The 13,928-nt window shown below is 66.9% G+C and carries 11 protein-coding genes; 5 read left to right on the top strand and 6 right to left on the bottom strand.

The genetic code is table 11. From position 1 onward, the window contains the following. Positions 1–160 precede the first annotated feature (160 nt). Positions 161–1,192, top strand: a complete 1,032-nt coding sequence (locus ACREXZ_RS13075; RefSeq protein WP_431764507.1) for a lysylphosphatidylglycerol synthase domain-containing protein — start codon at positions 161–163, stop codon at positions 1,190–1,192. A gap of 9 nt (positions 1,193–1,201) precedes the next feature. On the opposite strand, the gene ACREXZ_RS13080 is transcribed toward ACREXZ_RS13075, so the two are convergent. From ACREXZ_RS13080 to ACREXZ_RS13090, 3 genes are all read right to left on the bottom strand, one after another. Then, positions 1,202–2,596 (bottom strand): ATP-binding protein, encoded by a 1,395-nt coding sequence (locus ACREXZ_RS13080; protein WP_431764508.1) that lies wholly within the window; start codon positions 2,594–2,596, stop codon positions 1,202–1,204. Between the two features lie 5 nt (positions 2,597–2,601). Beyond that, the gene (locus tag ACREXZ_RS13085; protein ID WP_431764509.1) at positions 2,602–3,261 is read right to left on the bottom strand and encodes a response regulator; all 660 of its coding nucleotides are present in this window, start codon (positions 3,259–3,261) and stop codon (positions 2,602–2,604) included. A gap of 231 nt (positions 3,262–3,492) precedes the next feature. After that, complete coding sequence (locus ACREXZ_RS13090) at positions 3,493–3,933, bottom strand: hypothetical protein (protein ID WP_431764510.1); 441 nt, start codon at positions 3,931–3,933, stop codon at positions 3,493–3,495. A 69-nt stretch (positions 3,934–4,002) separates the two neighbouring features. On the opposite strand from ACREXZ_RS13090, the gene hpnI reads away from it, so the two are divergent. Next, positions 4,003–5,250 carry a bacteriohopanetetrol glucosamine biosynthesis glycosyltransferase HpnI gene (gene hpnI, locus ACREXZ_RS13095; protein WP_431764738.1) on the top strand — a complete coding sequence of 416 codons (1,248 nt, stop codon included), beginning with the start codon at positions 4,003–4,005 and terminating at the stop codon, positions 5,248–5,250. Then, positions 5,240–6,094, top strand: coding sequence for a hopanoid biosynthesis-associated protein HpnK (hpnK, locus tag ACREXZ_RS13100; RefSeq protein WP_431764511.1), 855 nt, complete (start codon positions 5,240–5,242; stop codon positions 6,092–6,094). Before hpnI ends, hpnK begins: the two co-directional genes overlap by 11 nt. A gap of 12 nt (positions 6,095–6,106) precedes the next feature. Here the strand turns inward: hpnK and ACREXZ_RS13105 are convergent, their stop codons facing one another. From ACREXZ_RS13105 to ACREXZ_RS13115, 3 genes are read right to left on the bottom strand one after another with little or no spacing between them, the layout of a single operon-like run. Beyond that, on the bottom strand, positions 6,107–9,154 hold the full coding sequence (locus tag ACREXZ_RS13105) for an efflux RND transporter permease subunit (RefSeq protein ID WP_431764512.1): 3,048 nt from the start codon (positions 9,152–9,154) through the stop codon (positions 6,107–6,109). After that, complete coding sequence (locus ACREXZ_RS13110; protein ID WP_431764513.1) at positions 9,151–10,296, bottom strand: efflux RND transporter periplasmic adaptor subunit; 1,146 nt, start codon at positions 10,294–10,296, stop codon at positions 9,151–9,153. Before ACREXZ_RS13110 ends, ACREXZ_RS13105 begins: the two co-directional genes overlap by 4 nt. Then, positions 10,286–11,680 (bottom strand): TolC family protein, encoded by a 1,395-nt coding sequence (locus ACREXZ_RS13115; RefSeq protein WP_431764514.1) that lies wholly within the window; start codon positions 11,678–11,680, stop codon positions 10,286–10,288. Before ACREXZ_RS13115 ends, ACREXZ_RS13110 begins: the two co-directional genes overlap by 11 nt. 257 nt (positions 11,681–11,937) lie before the next feature. Here ACREXZ_RS13115 and ACREXZ_RS13120 point away from each other — a divergent pair, with 257 nt between their 5' ends. Together ACREXZ_RS13120 and ACREXZ_RS13125 are read left to right on the top strand one after the other, a co-directional pair. Further along, a complete protein-coding gene (locus ACREXZ_RS13120; protein WP_431764515.1) occupies positions 11,938–12,600 on the top strand; it encodes a response regulator in 663 nt (220 codons plus the stop codon). Next, positions 12,597–13,922, top strand: coding sequence for an ATP-binding protein (locus ACREXZ_RS13125; RefSeq protein ID WP_431764516.1), 1,326 nt, complete (start codon positions 12,597–12,599; stop codon positions 13,920–13,922). The genes ACREXZ_RS13120 and ACREXZ_RS13125 overlap by 4 nt, the downstream gene beginning before the upstream one ends. The last annotated feature ends 6 nt before the right edge of the window (positions 13,923–13,928 follow it).

A 13,928-nucleotide genomic window follows, 5' to 3' on the forward strand; every position in this document is an offset into this window, starting at 1 on the left:
TTCCGGCCGTCGAAGATCTGGGAGATCGTGCGCGAGATGCTCACGAGCTGGGAGATGATGAAGCGGCGCCTGCGCGAAGGCGTCGAGTTCTTCCGCTTCCTGCGCGCGCACGAGGCATGATCGCGCGGTCCATGCGAGCATCGTCGTACGAGGGGCGCGCGTGATTCGCCACTCCGGCCGCATTGCCGCATTCGCCGGCCTGCTGCTGGCATGCTGGCTCGTGTGGCACGACGATCCCCGCACGGTGCTTGGCCTGATGCGTACCGCGGGTGCCGGGCTCGCGCTGGCCGCCGCCGTGCACGTGTTGCCGATGGCCGCGAGCGCGTTCGACTGGCGTTCGCTGATGCGCGGCCCACGTCGCCCCACGTTGCTCGCGATGCTGTGTATCGTATGGATTCGCGAATCGGTCAACGGGATGCTGCCGGTCGCGCGCGTGGGCGGCGAAGTCGTGTCGTTCCGGTTGCTGCAGCGCTGGGGTGTGCGACCGTCGATCGCGGCGGCGAGTCTCGTCGTCGACATGCAACTGACCGTGATCGCCCAGCTGCTGTTCACGATGGTCGGCATCGGCTTTCTGTCGATGACCGCGCAATCCGACACGCTGCGTCTTGCCGGCGATCTTGCCTGGGGCGTTGTCGTGCTCGCGCCGCTGTTGCTGCTGTTCGCGTTCGTTCAGCACGCGAGTCCGTTCGAACGCATCACACGCGTGCTGAACCGGGTCGCGGGCGGCAAGCTCGCGGCGCTCGTCGGGCAATCGGCACGTATCGATCAGACCATTCTGTCGATCTGGCGGCGGCGCGCCGTGGTGTTGCGCTATCTGTTGTTCTGGCAGCCGGTGAAGTACGCCGCGACGTCGCTCGAACTGTGGATCGCGCTGCATTTTCTCGGCTCACACGCGGGGTTTCTCGATGCGCTCGTACTCGAAGCGTTGATTCAGGCGGCGAGCAGCGCGGCGTTCTTCGTGCCCGGCGGGCTCGGAGTGCAGGAGGGCGGGTTCGTGCTGATCGGCGGCGCGCTCGGTCTCGATCCGTCGACGTGTCTCGCGCTGGCCGGCGCGCGCCGCCTGCGCGATCTGCTGGTGTTCGTGCCGGGCCTGTTCGCGTGGCAGATCGCGGGGTCGTCCGGCCTCGCATCGCTGCCTGGCCCTGACGGCACACCGGCGCTCGCGGCGAGTCGCGCGACCGTCGACGAATAGTTCGCGCGTTCAGCTCACCACGGCGGGCGCGGGAAACGACACTTCGACGGCAAGCCCGCGCTTGCCAATCCCCGCGCCGAAATATAGCTGCGCGTCGAAATGCTCGGCGATCCGCTCGACGATCGATAGCCCCAGCCCGCTGCCGGTCGCCTGGTTCCCGGTCGCGCGGAAGAAGCGGTTGGTCAGATGCGCCAGGTCGTCGGGCGCGACACCAGGGCCGTCGTCGCGCACGGTGAGCCGCACGCGGCCCATGTCCTTTTGCACGGTGACTTCGATGGTGCCGCCGGTGCGGCCATACTTGATCGCGTTGTCGATCAGATTGTCGAGCAGGATGCCGGTCAGCACCGGTTCGGCGGCGATCGTCGCATGCATGTCGCCGGCGAGTGTCACGCGGATGTTCTTTTGCCGTGCGGTCTGATCGTTGGCGAGAATCGTATCTTTCGCGATCGCCGCGGCGACGATTTGCGACGTCGATACCTTCTCGTGCTCGTCTAGCCGCGCGAGCAGCAACAGGTGTTCGGCGAGCCGCGCGCTGCGATCGACACCCTGCACGACGCGCTCCATCGCGAGACGCTGCCGCTGCGGATCAGGTTCGCCGAGCGCGACCTGCGCCTGCACCTTGATCGCGGCGAGCGGCGTCTTCAGTTCGTGCGCCGCGTCGGCGGTGAACGCACGCTGCCGTTCGAGCGAGTATTGCAGTCTGGCAAGCACGTGATTGATTGCGTCGACGAGTGGCCGCACCTCCTTCGGCACACTGCCACTGTCGACCGGTTCCAGCCGGTTGATGTCGCGCCCGAGCACCGCGCGCGACAATGTCTTCAACGGCGCGAGACTGATGCCGACGCTGAACCACACGACGAGCGCGAGCACCGGCAGTGCGATTACCAGCGGTCGCGCGATGCGCCGCGCGACGCCGCTCACGAGATCGCTGCGCGTGTTGGCCGGCTCGAACACGCGCACCGTGTGCCCGAGCAGCGTGTTGCGCAGCGTGAAGCTGTGCCATTCCTTGCCGCCGAGCGCGATGGTCTGCGCGCCGCTGTGCGGCGGCACGGGCAGGTCCCATGCGTTGAGTGCGGCGAGCTGCGGACTGCCGGCCAGCACGCGGTTCTGCGCGTCGCGAACCTGGAAGAGCGCGTCGCGCGGCAGCGTGTCGTCGTCATCATCGTCGTTCGCGCCGGGGTCGCCACCTCTTTCTTCCTCGCGTACGTCGATGCGTGCCTCTGCGAGCGTGTGCAGGTCCTGCGGGCTCAGCAGCGCGAGAATCTGCGCGAGTTCGGCAAGCCGCGCGTTTTCCCATTCGCCGACTTCGCGTGATGCCTGACGGTAGCTCGACAAGAGTGCGACACCCCACACGATCGAGATGCTGACCAGCACGAGCAGCATCAGGCGGCGGCGGATCGGCATAGGCCTCACGGTTTCTCCACGACATAGCCGATGCCGCGCACGGTCTTGATCAACTGTGCGCCGAGCTTCTTGCGCAGATTCGAAACATGCACTTCGATTGCGTTGCTTTCGATTTCTTCCTGCCATCCATACAGGCTTTCCTCGAGACGCGAACGCGATTGCGGAATGCCCTGGTTGGTCAGCAGCTGGATCAGCACCGCCCATTCGCGCGACGTGAGCGGCACGCGCAACTCGCCGAGCTCGACTGTCTGTGCGACGGGATTCACGGTCAGGTCCCGATAGCGGATCAGTTCGACGCTGCGGCCTTGCGCACGCCGCAACAACGCGCGGCAACGCGCGACCAGTTCGGTCAGATCGAACGGCTTGCCCATGTAGTCGTCGGCGCCGGCTTCGAGGCCGCTCACGCGATCGACGACCGTGCCTTTCGCCGTGAGCACGAGCACGGGCAGATCTTTCCCAGCCTGCCGGAGCCATTTCAGCAGCGTCATGCCGGAGAGGCCGGGCAGGCCGAGATCGAGCACGACGAGCGCGTATTCCGTGGTGGTGAGCGCGAGTTGCGCGTCATGGCCGTCACGTGTCCAGTCGACGGTAAAGCCGGCCTGGCGCAAGCCAGCCTCGATACCGCAACCGATCAGCTCGTCGTCTTCGACGAGAAGTATCCGCATGGAACATCCTTTACCTGAAAAGCGCCGCGTCGCGAACCGTTCCGGGCCGGCCGTGCGCTGCACGAAGCAGTGTAACCACCTGCGCGCCCGCTTGCACGCTACGCCGCGCCGCTTAAGGTTTCCTTCAGGTTGCATGGCTAGCATCGCTCGGAGTTCTGTCATGGACGAAGCGTAGTGTTTCGTCCTGGTCCCGTCGTGTTTGAGCATGGGGCGGCCGCCGCGGTCGAGCGATCACGGCCCGTTCTGCGAGCGTTCCGTATCGCCATGATCATCGTGAAATCCGTCACTGTCGACATGCTGCGCGCCCATCTGCTGATGGCCGCGCTTGCCGCAATGGTCGTACAGGTGGCAGCGCTGGCGTCGTTGCTGCTGCTCGGCATTTCCGAAAGCGTATTCGATTCCGCCGCGTTCCGCGTGTCGTGCGTGCTGGTGATCGTCGTCGGCATACTCGCGGCGCGCCACATCGCACATTTCGCATTCGGCGGCGCCGTGAAAAGCGGTCATGCGGTATGCTGCGATCAGCGGACGAGACGTATCTCGGTGGCGTCCGACTGTCCCCGGCGTCACCTTGTCATCCTGCATCTGCGTCTTACCGGAATACCGTTCGAACTCGCTTGATACCCACGACATGCTGCATCCGACCGTTGCCCGCTCCGCGCTGTCCTTCGACACCGGGTCCTGTCCGGACAACGGCTTGCATGTCTTTCGCGGCGCGGTCGCGGGAGTTCGCCGATGACGGCGATGATGCATGCCTTGCCACTGTCGCAATGGCTGCTCGCGGGCGGATGCGGCGCTGCAGCGCTGTATGCGATCTGCGCCGCGGTCGCGATGCCGTTCGTGAGCGTCGCGCGGCACCGCGCAGTGCGCGGCGGGCACCCTCTGCCGGCCGTGACCGTGTTCAAGCCGCTATGCGGCGACGAGCCGCGCCTCTACGAAAACCTCGCTACTTTTTGCGAGCAGACTTATAACCGCTTCCAGCTGCTGTTCGGCGTGTCGTCCTACGACGACCCGGCGATCGTGGTCGTGCAGCGTCTGCGGGCCGCCTATCCGCAGGTCGATATCGAACTGACGGTCGACCCGCGCGTGTACGGCAGCAACCTGAAAGTCAGCAACCTGATCAACATGGCGGAGTACGCCTGGTACGACGTATTCGTGATCGCCGACAGCGACATCGCCGTGGAGCCCGACTATCTCGAGACGGTCGTCGCGCCGCTTGCCGACGCGTCGGTCGGCGTCGTGACGTGCCTGTACGAGGCGAAGGGTATCGGCGGGTTCTGGCCGCGCGTCGGCGCGCTGTTCATCAACGAATGGTTCGTGCCGTCGGTGCGCATCGCGCACGCGGCGGGTTCGAGCAGCTTCGGCTTTGGCGCGACACTCGCGCTGCGGCGCACGACGCTCGAACAGATGGGCGGCTTCGCCGTGCTGCGCGACTGCCTCGCCGACGACTACTGGCTCACGCGGCATGCGCGCGAACTCGGGCTGCGCACGGTACTGTCGCCCGTGGTGGTCGCGACCGACGTGATCGAACGGACCCTCGGCGCATTGTGGCGCCGCGAAACGCGCTGGCTGCGCACGATTCGCTCGGTGAATCGTCCGGGCTTCGCGTTTCTGCCGATCTCGTTCACGTCGCCGTGGCTGGTGTTTGCCGCATGGCTCGCGCTGCACGGTTCGTCGACCGGTCACCCGGGGTTCGCTATAGAGATGACTGTCTGCGCATCTGCCGGTCTCGTTGCGCGGGTGCTGCTGCATGCGCGCTGCGCGCACGCGTCGCGTAGCTTCTGGCGCGACCTGCCGCTCGTGCCGCTGCGTGACGGTCTGCTCGCGCTGCAATGGCTCGGCGCGACGGTCGGCACGCACGTCGTGTGGCGCGGCTCGCGCGTGCCAGTGACGTCGTCGGTTGCGTCGGTCACGCCGCTCGCGGCGCCGGGCCTGACTCCGAACCCGAACCGGAGTATCGTCGACGCGATGGAGACTTCCGATGGCGGCTGACCGCGCACAGGCGGACGAACCGCAGCCCGCGCGCCGCCTCATCATCACCGCCGACGATTTCGGCCTGCATCCGCGTGTCAACGAAGCGGTCGAACAGGCGCATCTGCGCGGCGTGCTGACGGCGGCGAGCCTGATGGTCGGCGCGCCGTTCGCCCGCGACGCGGTGACGCGCGCGCTGCGGCTGCCGGAATTGCGCGTCGGGCTGCACGTAGTGCTGGCCGACGGCCACGCAGTGTTGCCGTGCGGCCAGATCGGCGCGCTGGTCGACGCGGAGGGCCGCTTCGGCGACAACATGGTGCGCGATGGTTTCCGCTTTTTCTTCCTGCCGCACGTGCGCCGCCAGCTTGCCGCCGAGATTCGCGCGCAGTTCGATGCGTTCGCGAAGACCGGTCTCGTGCTCGATCACGTGAACACGCACAAGCATTTTCATCTGCATCCGGTCGTGCTGGATTTGATCCTGCGGATCGGTCGCGACTACGGGATGCGCGCGATGCGTCTGCCGGTCGAGACCGATGCGCCGGCGTGGCTCGGACCGTGGATCGCGCTCACGCGCCGGCGGCTCGACCGCGCGCGGATCGCGCACAACGACTACGTGATCGGCATCGACGAAACAGGCCGGATGGACGAAGCGACGTGGCTGCGTGCATTGCAACGACTGCCCGACGGCGTCGGCGAAATCTATTGTCATCCGGCGATCGCGGGCGACAGCGCGCTGACGCTCGGGATGCGGCTCTACCGTCACGCGGACGAATTGAGTGCGCTGCTGTCGCCGCGCGTCGCCGCCGCGCTCGACGCGACGGGTGCGATGCGCGGCGGCTTCGCGGACGTTGCGGACTGCCGCTAATACCCCCTCATCTCAGAGCGCCTGCTTCATCAGCAGTTTCAACAGCACCGGCAGCAACAGCAACACGAGCGGCAACTGCACGATCAGCCCCGAGATGATCGCGATCGCGAGCGGCTGCTGCATCGCCGACCCCTGCCCCAGCGCGAACGCGAGCGGCAGGAGTGCGAGGATCGCCGCGATCGTGGTCATCGCGATGGGCCGCAGACGGTTGCGGCCCGCTTCGACGACCGCCCGTTCGAACGGCATGCCTTCTTCGTGCGTGAGCCCGTGCAGCTCCGACACGTAGAAGATCGCGACCTCGGTGACGATCCCGATGATCATCGTCATGCCCATCATCGCGGAGATGTTCAGTTCGATGCCGGTGAGCCATAACCCGATGAACACCGCGCCCGTCGCGAGGAGCGGCATCGCCATCACGGCGAACGCGACGCGGAAGCGTTCGTACAGGAACAGCAGCAGGCCGAACACGAGCGCGACCGCGGCGCCGAACACGCCCAGCAGGCCCTTGAACGCGATCTGCTGCTGCTGGTACAGGCCGCCGAGTTCGTAGTAGACCCCCGTGGGCAACAGCCCCTTGTCGCCGAGCGCGCGCTGCACGTCGGCGATCGTCGAGCCGAGATCGCGGCCGTCGATGCGCGCGGTCACCGCGACCATCCGCTTCAGGTTGTCGCGGCTGATCTCGGGCTGTCCCGTCACCGCGACGATGTCGGCGACGCGCGTTAGCGCGAACAGATGACCGTCCGGCGCGCGAATCTGCAACCGGCCCAGTTGCGTATCGGTCAGCTTCAGCGCGCCGTCGATGCTCACGCGCACGCCGACCGTCTTCGGCCCGTTCTGGAACTGCGTCGCGACGTTGCCCTCGACCATGTCCGACACCGCCTGCGCGATCGACTGCGGGTCCATCCCTTCGGCTGCGGCCGCGTCGGGCCGGATGTGCAGTTCGAGCGCATCGCCGGCCGGATTGATGCCGTCGTTCACGTCGACTACGCCGGCTATCGTGCCGATTCGCGCGGCCACCTTGCGCGCGACCGTGTCGAGCGTGTTGGCGTCGTCGGAGTAAATCTTGATCTGCACCGGCTGCGGCACGGCGGTCAGATCGCCGATCAGGTCTTCCATCAGTTGCGCGAGTTCGACGCTGACGCCGGGCACCTGACTCTCGATGCGCGCGCGGATTTCTTCCATCACCGTTTCGATCGGTTCGCGGTTACCGGATTTCAGCCGCACGAAGAAGTCGCCGCGATTCGGTTCGTTGAGATCGCCGCCGAGTCCCGCGCCGGTACGCCGCGAATACGTCGACACGTTCGGGTTCGCGCTGATGATTGTCTCGACCTGCTTCATCAGCCGGTCGGTTTCGGTAATCGACGTGCCCGGTTCGGTGTGATAGTCGAGCACGAAGCCGCCTTCGTCCATGGTGGGCATGAAGCCGCTGCCTACCCGTGTGAACGCCAGCGCGGCCACGACGACCAACGGCACCACGCCTAACAGTACGAGCAACGGCCGTGCGGTCACGTGCTCGACGAGCGACGTGTAGCGCCGGTTCATCCATAGCGAGAAACGCGTCTCCTGATGTTCCTCGGCGTCCTTCTGCTTGAGCCAGCGGTCGCACAGGATCGGCACCGCGAGCCACGTGACGAGAAACGAAATGAACAGCGCGCTCGCCATCGTCACCGACAGCGCCTTGAAGAACGCGCCGGTCACACCTGACAGAAACGCGAGCGGCACGAAGATGATCAGCGTCGCCGCCGACGAACCCGCGAGCGGCCGCGTGAATTCGAGCGCTGCCGCGAGCACGCGGCCGTGGAACGCGTGCGTACCGCCTTCGCGCATGCGGCGCACGATGTGCTCGATCATCACGATCGCGTCGTCGATCACGAGGCCGACCGCCGCCGCCATCCCGCCGAGCGTCATGATGTTGAAACCCATGCCGAACACGTCGAGCAGCAGGATCGTCGCGGCCATCACGATCGGCACGAGCGCGACCGCGATCGCGGTGATCTTCCAGTTGCGCAGGAACGCGAACAGCGTGAACGCCGCGAGCACGACGCCGATCATGATCGCGTCGCGCACGCTGGTCGCCGCGGCGATCACGAGTTCGCTCTGGTCGTACCAGTTCGAGAGATGCACGCCGGCCGGCATCTGGTGGCTGAAATCCGCGAGCTTCGCGCGGATCGCGCGTGCCATCGCGACGCTGTTCGCGCCCGGCTGCTGATAGACATTGATCAGGACCGCGTCCTTGCCGTCGGCGGTGACGCGCATCCATTGCGGCACGACGCCCTGGCGCACCGTCGCGATATCGCCGAGACGCACCTGGGTCGCGCCGTTCGTCGATACGACGACGCGCTTCAGTTCGGCGATGCGCGTGACTGTCGCGTTCGCGATCACGAGATACAGCTTGTCGTGGTCCTCGATGCGCCCGGTCGCCATCAATACGTTGCTCGCGCCGATCGCCTTCGACACGTCCGCCAGCGACAGTTTGAACGCAGCGAGCCGGGCGGGGTCGATCGCGACTTCGAACTCATCCTGCGCGCCGCCCATCACCTCGACGCGCGCGACGCCATCCACCGCGGACAGCAGCGGACGCATCTGGAACTGCGCGAGATCGCGCAGCGATGACAGCGACTGCTGCGACGACGTGAGGCTGTATGCGAGCACGGGGAACACCGTGGGGTCCATCCGGCGCACCTGCATCGACGTGCCCTGCGGTAGCGTCGACAGGATCTCGCTGATGGCCGATTGCGCCTGCAGCGTGGCCTGCGCCATGTCGGTGCCCCAGTCGAAGTTGATCGACACTTCGGCGCTGCCGCGGCTCGTCCTCGACTCGACGTCGCGCACGTTCGGTACGCGGCGCAGCGCTTCCTCGACCGGCATCGTGACGAGCGTCGCCATCTGTTCGGCGGGGCGGTCGCCGGCATCGAGCGACACGACCGCGCGCGGAAACGCGACGTTCGGAAACAGCGAGATCGGTACACGAAACGCCGCGAGCGAACCGGCGATCGCAAGCAGTGCGATGACGAACAGCAGCGAGCGCCGGTGCGCCTGCATCCATTGACCGAAATTCATCGTGCGGCGCCTCCGTCGACGCGCACGGTCATGCCGTCCTGCAGTTCATAGTTGCCGCTTGTCACGAGCGGCTGCGCACCGTCGAGCGCACCGTCGACGCCGTAGCGTGGGCCGTCCTCGACCTTCGCGACGACCGCGACGCGGTGCGCCTTGTGCTGCGGCGTGACCTGGAATACGTAGGCACCGTGCTCGTCCTTCAGCACCGCTGAGCGCGGCACGATCCACCAGGTGCCGGCGCGCGTCGCGATGTCCGCGCCGACGCGGGTGCCCGGAATGAACGCGGTCTGCCCGAGCGGCACGGTTGCACCGACGTCGACGAGCTGGCTCTGCGGATCGATCGCGGCGCCCACCAGCGTCACGCGGCCCGCGAGCGCCGTGCCTGCGAGCGCGGTCGACAGGCCGTGCAGGGTGACCGTGTCGCCAGGGTGAATCGACGCGGCATCGGCGGGCTCGACACCGAGCGTCACGTTCGCGCGCGCATCGTTGCCGCCGTTCGCGGCGGCGAGCTGCAGGATCATCGTGCCCGCCTGCACCTGGTCGCCCAGGTTCGCGCTGAGCTGCGTCACGACGCCGTCGAGTGGCGCGACAATCGTGTGCGGACCGGCCGCGATGCCGGTTGCCTGCTGCGCGGCGAGTGCCTGCCGCGCGTCGTCTTCGGCCTTCTGCGCGGCGGCGATCTGCGATTGCGTTGCAAGGGCATTGCGGTACAGCGACTGGGTGCGCGCGAGTTCGCCCTGCGCGAGCGTCAGTGCGCTGCGTGCCTGCGCGGCGGCCAGCACGGCGGCTGCATCGGCCTGCACGACGAAGAGCGGCGCACCGCGCGCGACGGTTTGTCCCGGCTGCACGCGCATCTGCACGATCCGCGCGACGTACGGCAGATTGATCGCGGTGACGTTCGACGCAGACGACGACACGACGCCGTAGCCACGCACTGGCTGCGCGATCGGGCCGCGCTGCACGGTCGCGATCTGCACGGCGACGCTGCCGTTATCGGCGGGGGAGGTGGAAGCGGATGTGTCGGGCACGGCGGCGCCCGACGTCGCGAAGTGCGACACGAGGCGCCAGCCTACGACGACGACGGCGAGCAGCGCGACGCAGACGGCGATCCGTCGCGCGGGGGTCGAAAGACGGCTATTTCGCATGAGTATCGGAAGCAGTTGAAGCAGTTGAAGCGGAGGAAGACGGCGATGCCGTCGAGAACGGATCGGGGATCGCGCTGCCGAGCAGCGCCTGCAACCCGATGCTCTGTTCGGCAAGCGATTCGCGCAGCGTCGCGACGTCGATGCGCTTGACGAGCGCGGCGCTCTGCGCATCGGTGTACGCGCCGAGCGCGAGGTTATGCGCGGCGAACGCATTCGCCGCATCGCGCGCGGCACGGTCGACGTCGGGCAGCGAGGCTTCTGTCTGCTGCAGCTGACCCGCGAGCAGCGCGCTGTCCGTGCGCAGATGCGCGACGTCTGCATACGCCTGGTTCAGCCGGATCTGGTACTCGTCGCGCAGACGTTGGCGTGTCGCGTGCTCGATCGCGACGTTGCCACGGTTGCGGTTGAAGATCGGCAGGCTCAGGTTGATCTGGAAGCCGCTCGTGTAGATGTTCGACGTGTCGCGCGCACGCACGAAGCCGACCGACAGGCTCGGAAACTGGCTCAGGATCGCCGAGCGATACTTCTGTTCCTGCGCGTCGTAGCCCGCGCGCAGCGCGAGCAGATCGGGACGCCGCTTCGGCAGCGCGGCGACGGCCGAGTCGATCGTCGCATCGTCGGGCACGCTGCCGTCTTCAGCGCCGGTCAGGGTCAGTTGCACGTCGGGTGCGAGGCCGAGTAGCGCGTTCAGGTCGTGATGGGTCTGTTCCGCTGCGCGTTGCGCGTCGGCGTATTGCTTGCGCGCATCCGCATAGGACGTGAGCGCGGCGGTCGTTGCGTCCGCGGTCAGGTTGCCGTCGCGCTGCGCGGCGGCCATGCGCTCGTAGCGCGTGCGCGCAAGGTCGAGCTGCTGTTGCAGCAGCGGCAGCGTCGCGTCCTGAAAGCGCGCTTTCAGAAACAGCTGCTTCGCCTGCGCGACGATCTGCCATTCCTGCCACAACAGCGTGAGGTCGGTCTTGACGACGGTCGCATCGGCGGATTTTTTGTTCGCGCCGCGCGTGACGATCGCCATCACGTCCATGCTCAAGCCATAATTGAACGCGCGCGTGGTGCCGAGCGCGCCGGGGTAGTCGCTCGACACACTCAATTGCGGGTCGGGCAGCAGGCCGGCGGAAAAGGCCTGCGCGCGTGCAATGCCGAGGTCGTCGCGGGCGAGCTTCAGGTCGGGGTTGCTGGCCACCGCCAGCATCGCGACCTCTTCGATGTCGAGGCCGTCCGACGGATCGAAGCGATGTGCGGCGAGTTCGGGCAGCGGCATCGTCGCGGGGTCGATCTGCACGTGTTCGAGCGCGGTCGCCGACGTTGACGTATCGTGGGCGGACAGCGGCGCGGGCCGATACCACGTGCATGCGGCGACAAGCGTTGTGCCTACCAGAGCGGTCATACGTGTGATTCGCGCGGTCGTGCGCAGAGCGCGCGATGCGATGATGGGGGGCGCCGCACGCGTAGAGTCGACGGTGGTGGGCGGCTTCCTGACGGGCAAGGTCCGGCTCCTGAATAAACGTAGCGCTTCGATGCGCAAGAGGGCAAGCGGTCGATTCTGCCGATGAAGCGCTTAAGTGACGCTTAAGGGTACGTTAACCCGCTAAACGCGACAATACAGCCATGTACAGGCGCGAAAATGCGCACAAGGGAGAAACGATGCGTCTGCTGCTGGTGGAAGACGACGAGATGATTGCGGAGACGGTGCAGGAGTCGATGCGCCGCGCGGGCTATGCGGTCGACTGGGCGCGCGACGGCCGCGAAGCGGAGCTGTCGCTCGGCAACGGCGTGTACGACCTCGTGCTGCTCGATCTCGGGTTGCCGAAGCTTGATGGCATCGCCGTACTCAACGCCTATCGCAAACACGACGGCCAGGCACCGGTGATCATCCTGACCGCGCGCGACGCGGTCGACGACCGCATTTCCGGCCTCGATGCCGGCGCCGACGATTACCTGATCAAACCGTTCGATCTCGACGAACTCGCGGCGCGCGTGCGCGCGCTGCTGCGCCGGCGCACCGGCCAGAAGCAGCCGGTCTATGCGCACGGCGAACTGACGCTCGACCCGGCCGCGCACGAAGTGACGAAAGCGGGCGCACCTGTATCGCTCGTACCGCGCGAATTCGCGCTGCTGCAGGCGCTGATCGAAGAGCCGACGCGCGTGTTCACGAAAGCGGAGCTGGAGGACAAGCTGTACGGATGGGGCGAGGAAGTCGGCAGCAATACGATCGAGGTTCACGTCCATAGCCTGCGACGCAAAATTGGCGCGGAGCAGATCGTCACCGTGCGCGGCGTCGGCTACCGGCTCAAGAGGAGCGAATGAGGTCGATCCGTCGCTGGCTGCTGGGCTGGCTGATCTTCGGACTGGCTGCCGCGTCGGGCATTGCCGCGTTCGGCATTTTTCACACCGCGCGCGAAGAGGCGAGCGAGCTGTTCGACTACGAACTGCGCACCGTCGCGACGTCGCTGCCGTCGAACCTCGAAACGGCGCCCGCCGCCGGGTATCGTGCGCCCGACCTCGGAGATCTGTCGGACGACCACATCGTCATCGAGATCTGGGACCAGGCCGGTGCGCTCGTCTACCACTCGCGGCGTCCGCCGCTGCTGGGGCGGCTGCCTGAAGGCCTGCGCACGATCGAGCGGGACGAGCGTCACTGGCGCGTGTTGGGGCTGCAGCAGGCCGGTCGATTCGTGCAGGTCGCGCAGCCCGTGTCGGTGCGCGAAGAACTCGCGCTGCAGCTTGCGCTGCACACGCTGTGGCCGCTCGCGGTGCTGGTGCCGGTGACGATCGTGCTGGTGCTGTTCGTCGTCGCGCGCGGACTTGCACCGATCGGCGGATTGTCGCGCGCGCTCGCGACGCGTTCGATCGATTCGCTCGAACCGCTGCGGCCCCGTGGCACGGTGCCGGTGGAAATCCGGCCGCTCGTCGATGCGCTCGACGATCTGCTGCAACGGCTCAACACCGCCTCGCAGGCGCAGCGCACGTTCATCGCCGATGCCGCGCACGAACTGCGTTCGCCGCTGGCCGCATTGAAGCTGCAATTGCAGGCCGCGTCGCGCGACGGCACATTGAAGGGCGAAGGGCAGACGCTCGAACGCGTCGAGGGCCGGCTCAACCGGATCATCCATCTCGTGCAGCAACTGCTCACGCTGGCGCGCGAAGACGCGCGGCCGGCGACGACGAAGGAGTCGGTGAGTCTGCGGCGCATCGGCGAACAGGCGGTCAGCGATTTCTCGCTGATTGCGGAGGCGAAGTCGGTCGATATCGGGCTCGAATTTCGTGCGCCGCTGACCCAGGCAGACGCGTGCCAGGTGTTCGCGGAACCGCATTCGCTCGCGGTGCTGCTGAACAATCTGATCGACAACGCGATCCGTCACACACCGGCCGGCGGCAAGGTCGACGTCGTGCTGACGCGTGCGAAGACGGGCATGGGCTTCGAGGTGATCGACTCGGGGCCGGGCATTCCCGAGCCGGAGCTGGAGCGCGTATTCGACCGCTTCTACCGCGGCGAAGGCGCGCAGGGGCAGGGCAGCGGCCTCGGGTTATCGATTGTCACGCGCATTGCGGAGCGCCAGGGGCTCACGCTGTCGCTGCGTAATAACCAGCCTGGGCCGGGGCTCTGTGTGTCGGTGGTGGGGCTGTAGCGGGGC

It is taken from the genome of Paraburkholderia sp., assembly GCF_050742655.1.
GTDB lineage: Bacteria > Pseudomonadota > Gammaproteobacteria > Burkholderiales > Burkholderiaceae > Paraburkholderia.

Excerpts from the sequence above, each read along its gene's own strand:
- ACREXZ_RS13085 (WP_431764509.1), bottom strand. The coding sequence starts at position 3,261 with ATGCGGATACTTCTCGTCGAAGACGACGAGCTGATCGGTTGCGGTATC.
- ACREXZ_RS13125 (WP_431764516.1), top strand. The coding sequence starts at position 12,597 with ATGAGGTCGATCCGTCGCTGGCTGCTGGGCTGGCTGATCTTCGGACTG.
- ACREXZ_RS13105 (WP_431764512.1), bottom strand. The coding sequence starts at position 9,154 with ATGAATTTCGGTCAATGGATGCAGGCGCACCGGCGCTCGCTGCTGTTC.
- ACREXZ_RS13110 (WP_431764513.1), bottom strand. The coding sequence starts at position 10,296 with ATGCGAAATAGCCGTCTTTCGACCCCCGCGCGACGGATCGCCGTCTGC.
- hpnI (WP_431764738.1), top strand. The coding sequence starts at position 4,003 with ATGATGCATGCCTTGCCACTGTCGCAATGGCTGCTCGCGGGCGGATGC.
- hpnK (WP_431764511.1), top strand. The coding sequence starts at position 5,240 with ATGGCGGCTGACCGCGCACAGGCGGACGAACCGCAGCCCGCGCGCCGC.
- ACREXZ_RS13080 (WP_431764508.1), bottom strand. The coding sequence starts at position 2,596 with ATGCCGATCCGCCGCCGCCTGATGCTGCTCGTGCTGGTCAGCATCTCG.
- ACREXZ_RS13115 (WP_431764514.1), bottom strand. The coding sequence starts at position 11,680 with ATGACCGCTCTGGTAGGCACAACGCTTGTCGCCGCATGCACGTGGTAT.
- ACREXZ_RS13120 (WP_431764515.1), top strand. The coding sequence starts at position 11,938 with ATGCGTCTGCTGCTGGTGGAAGACGACGAGATGATTGCGGAGACGGTG.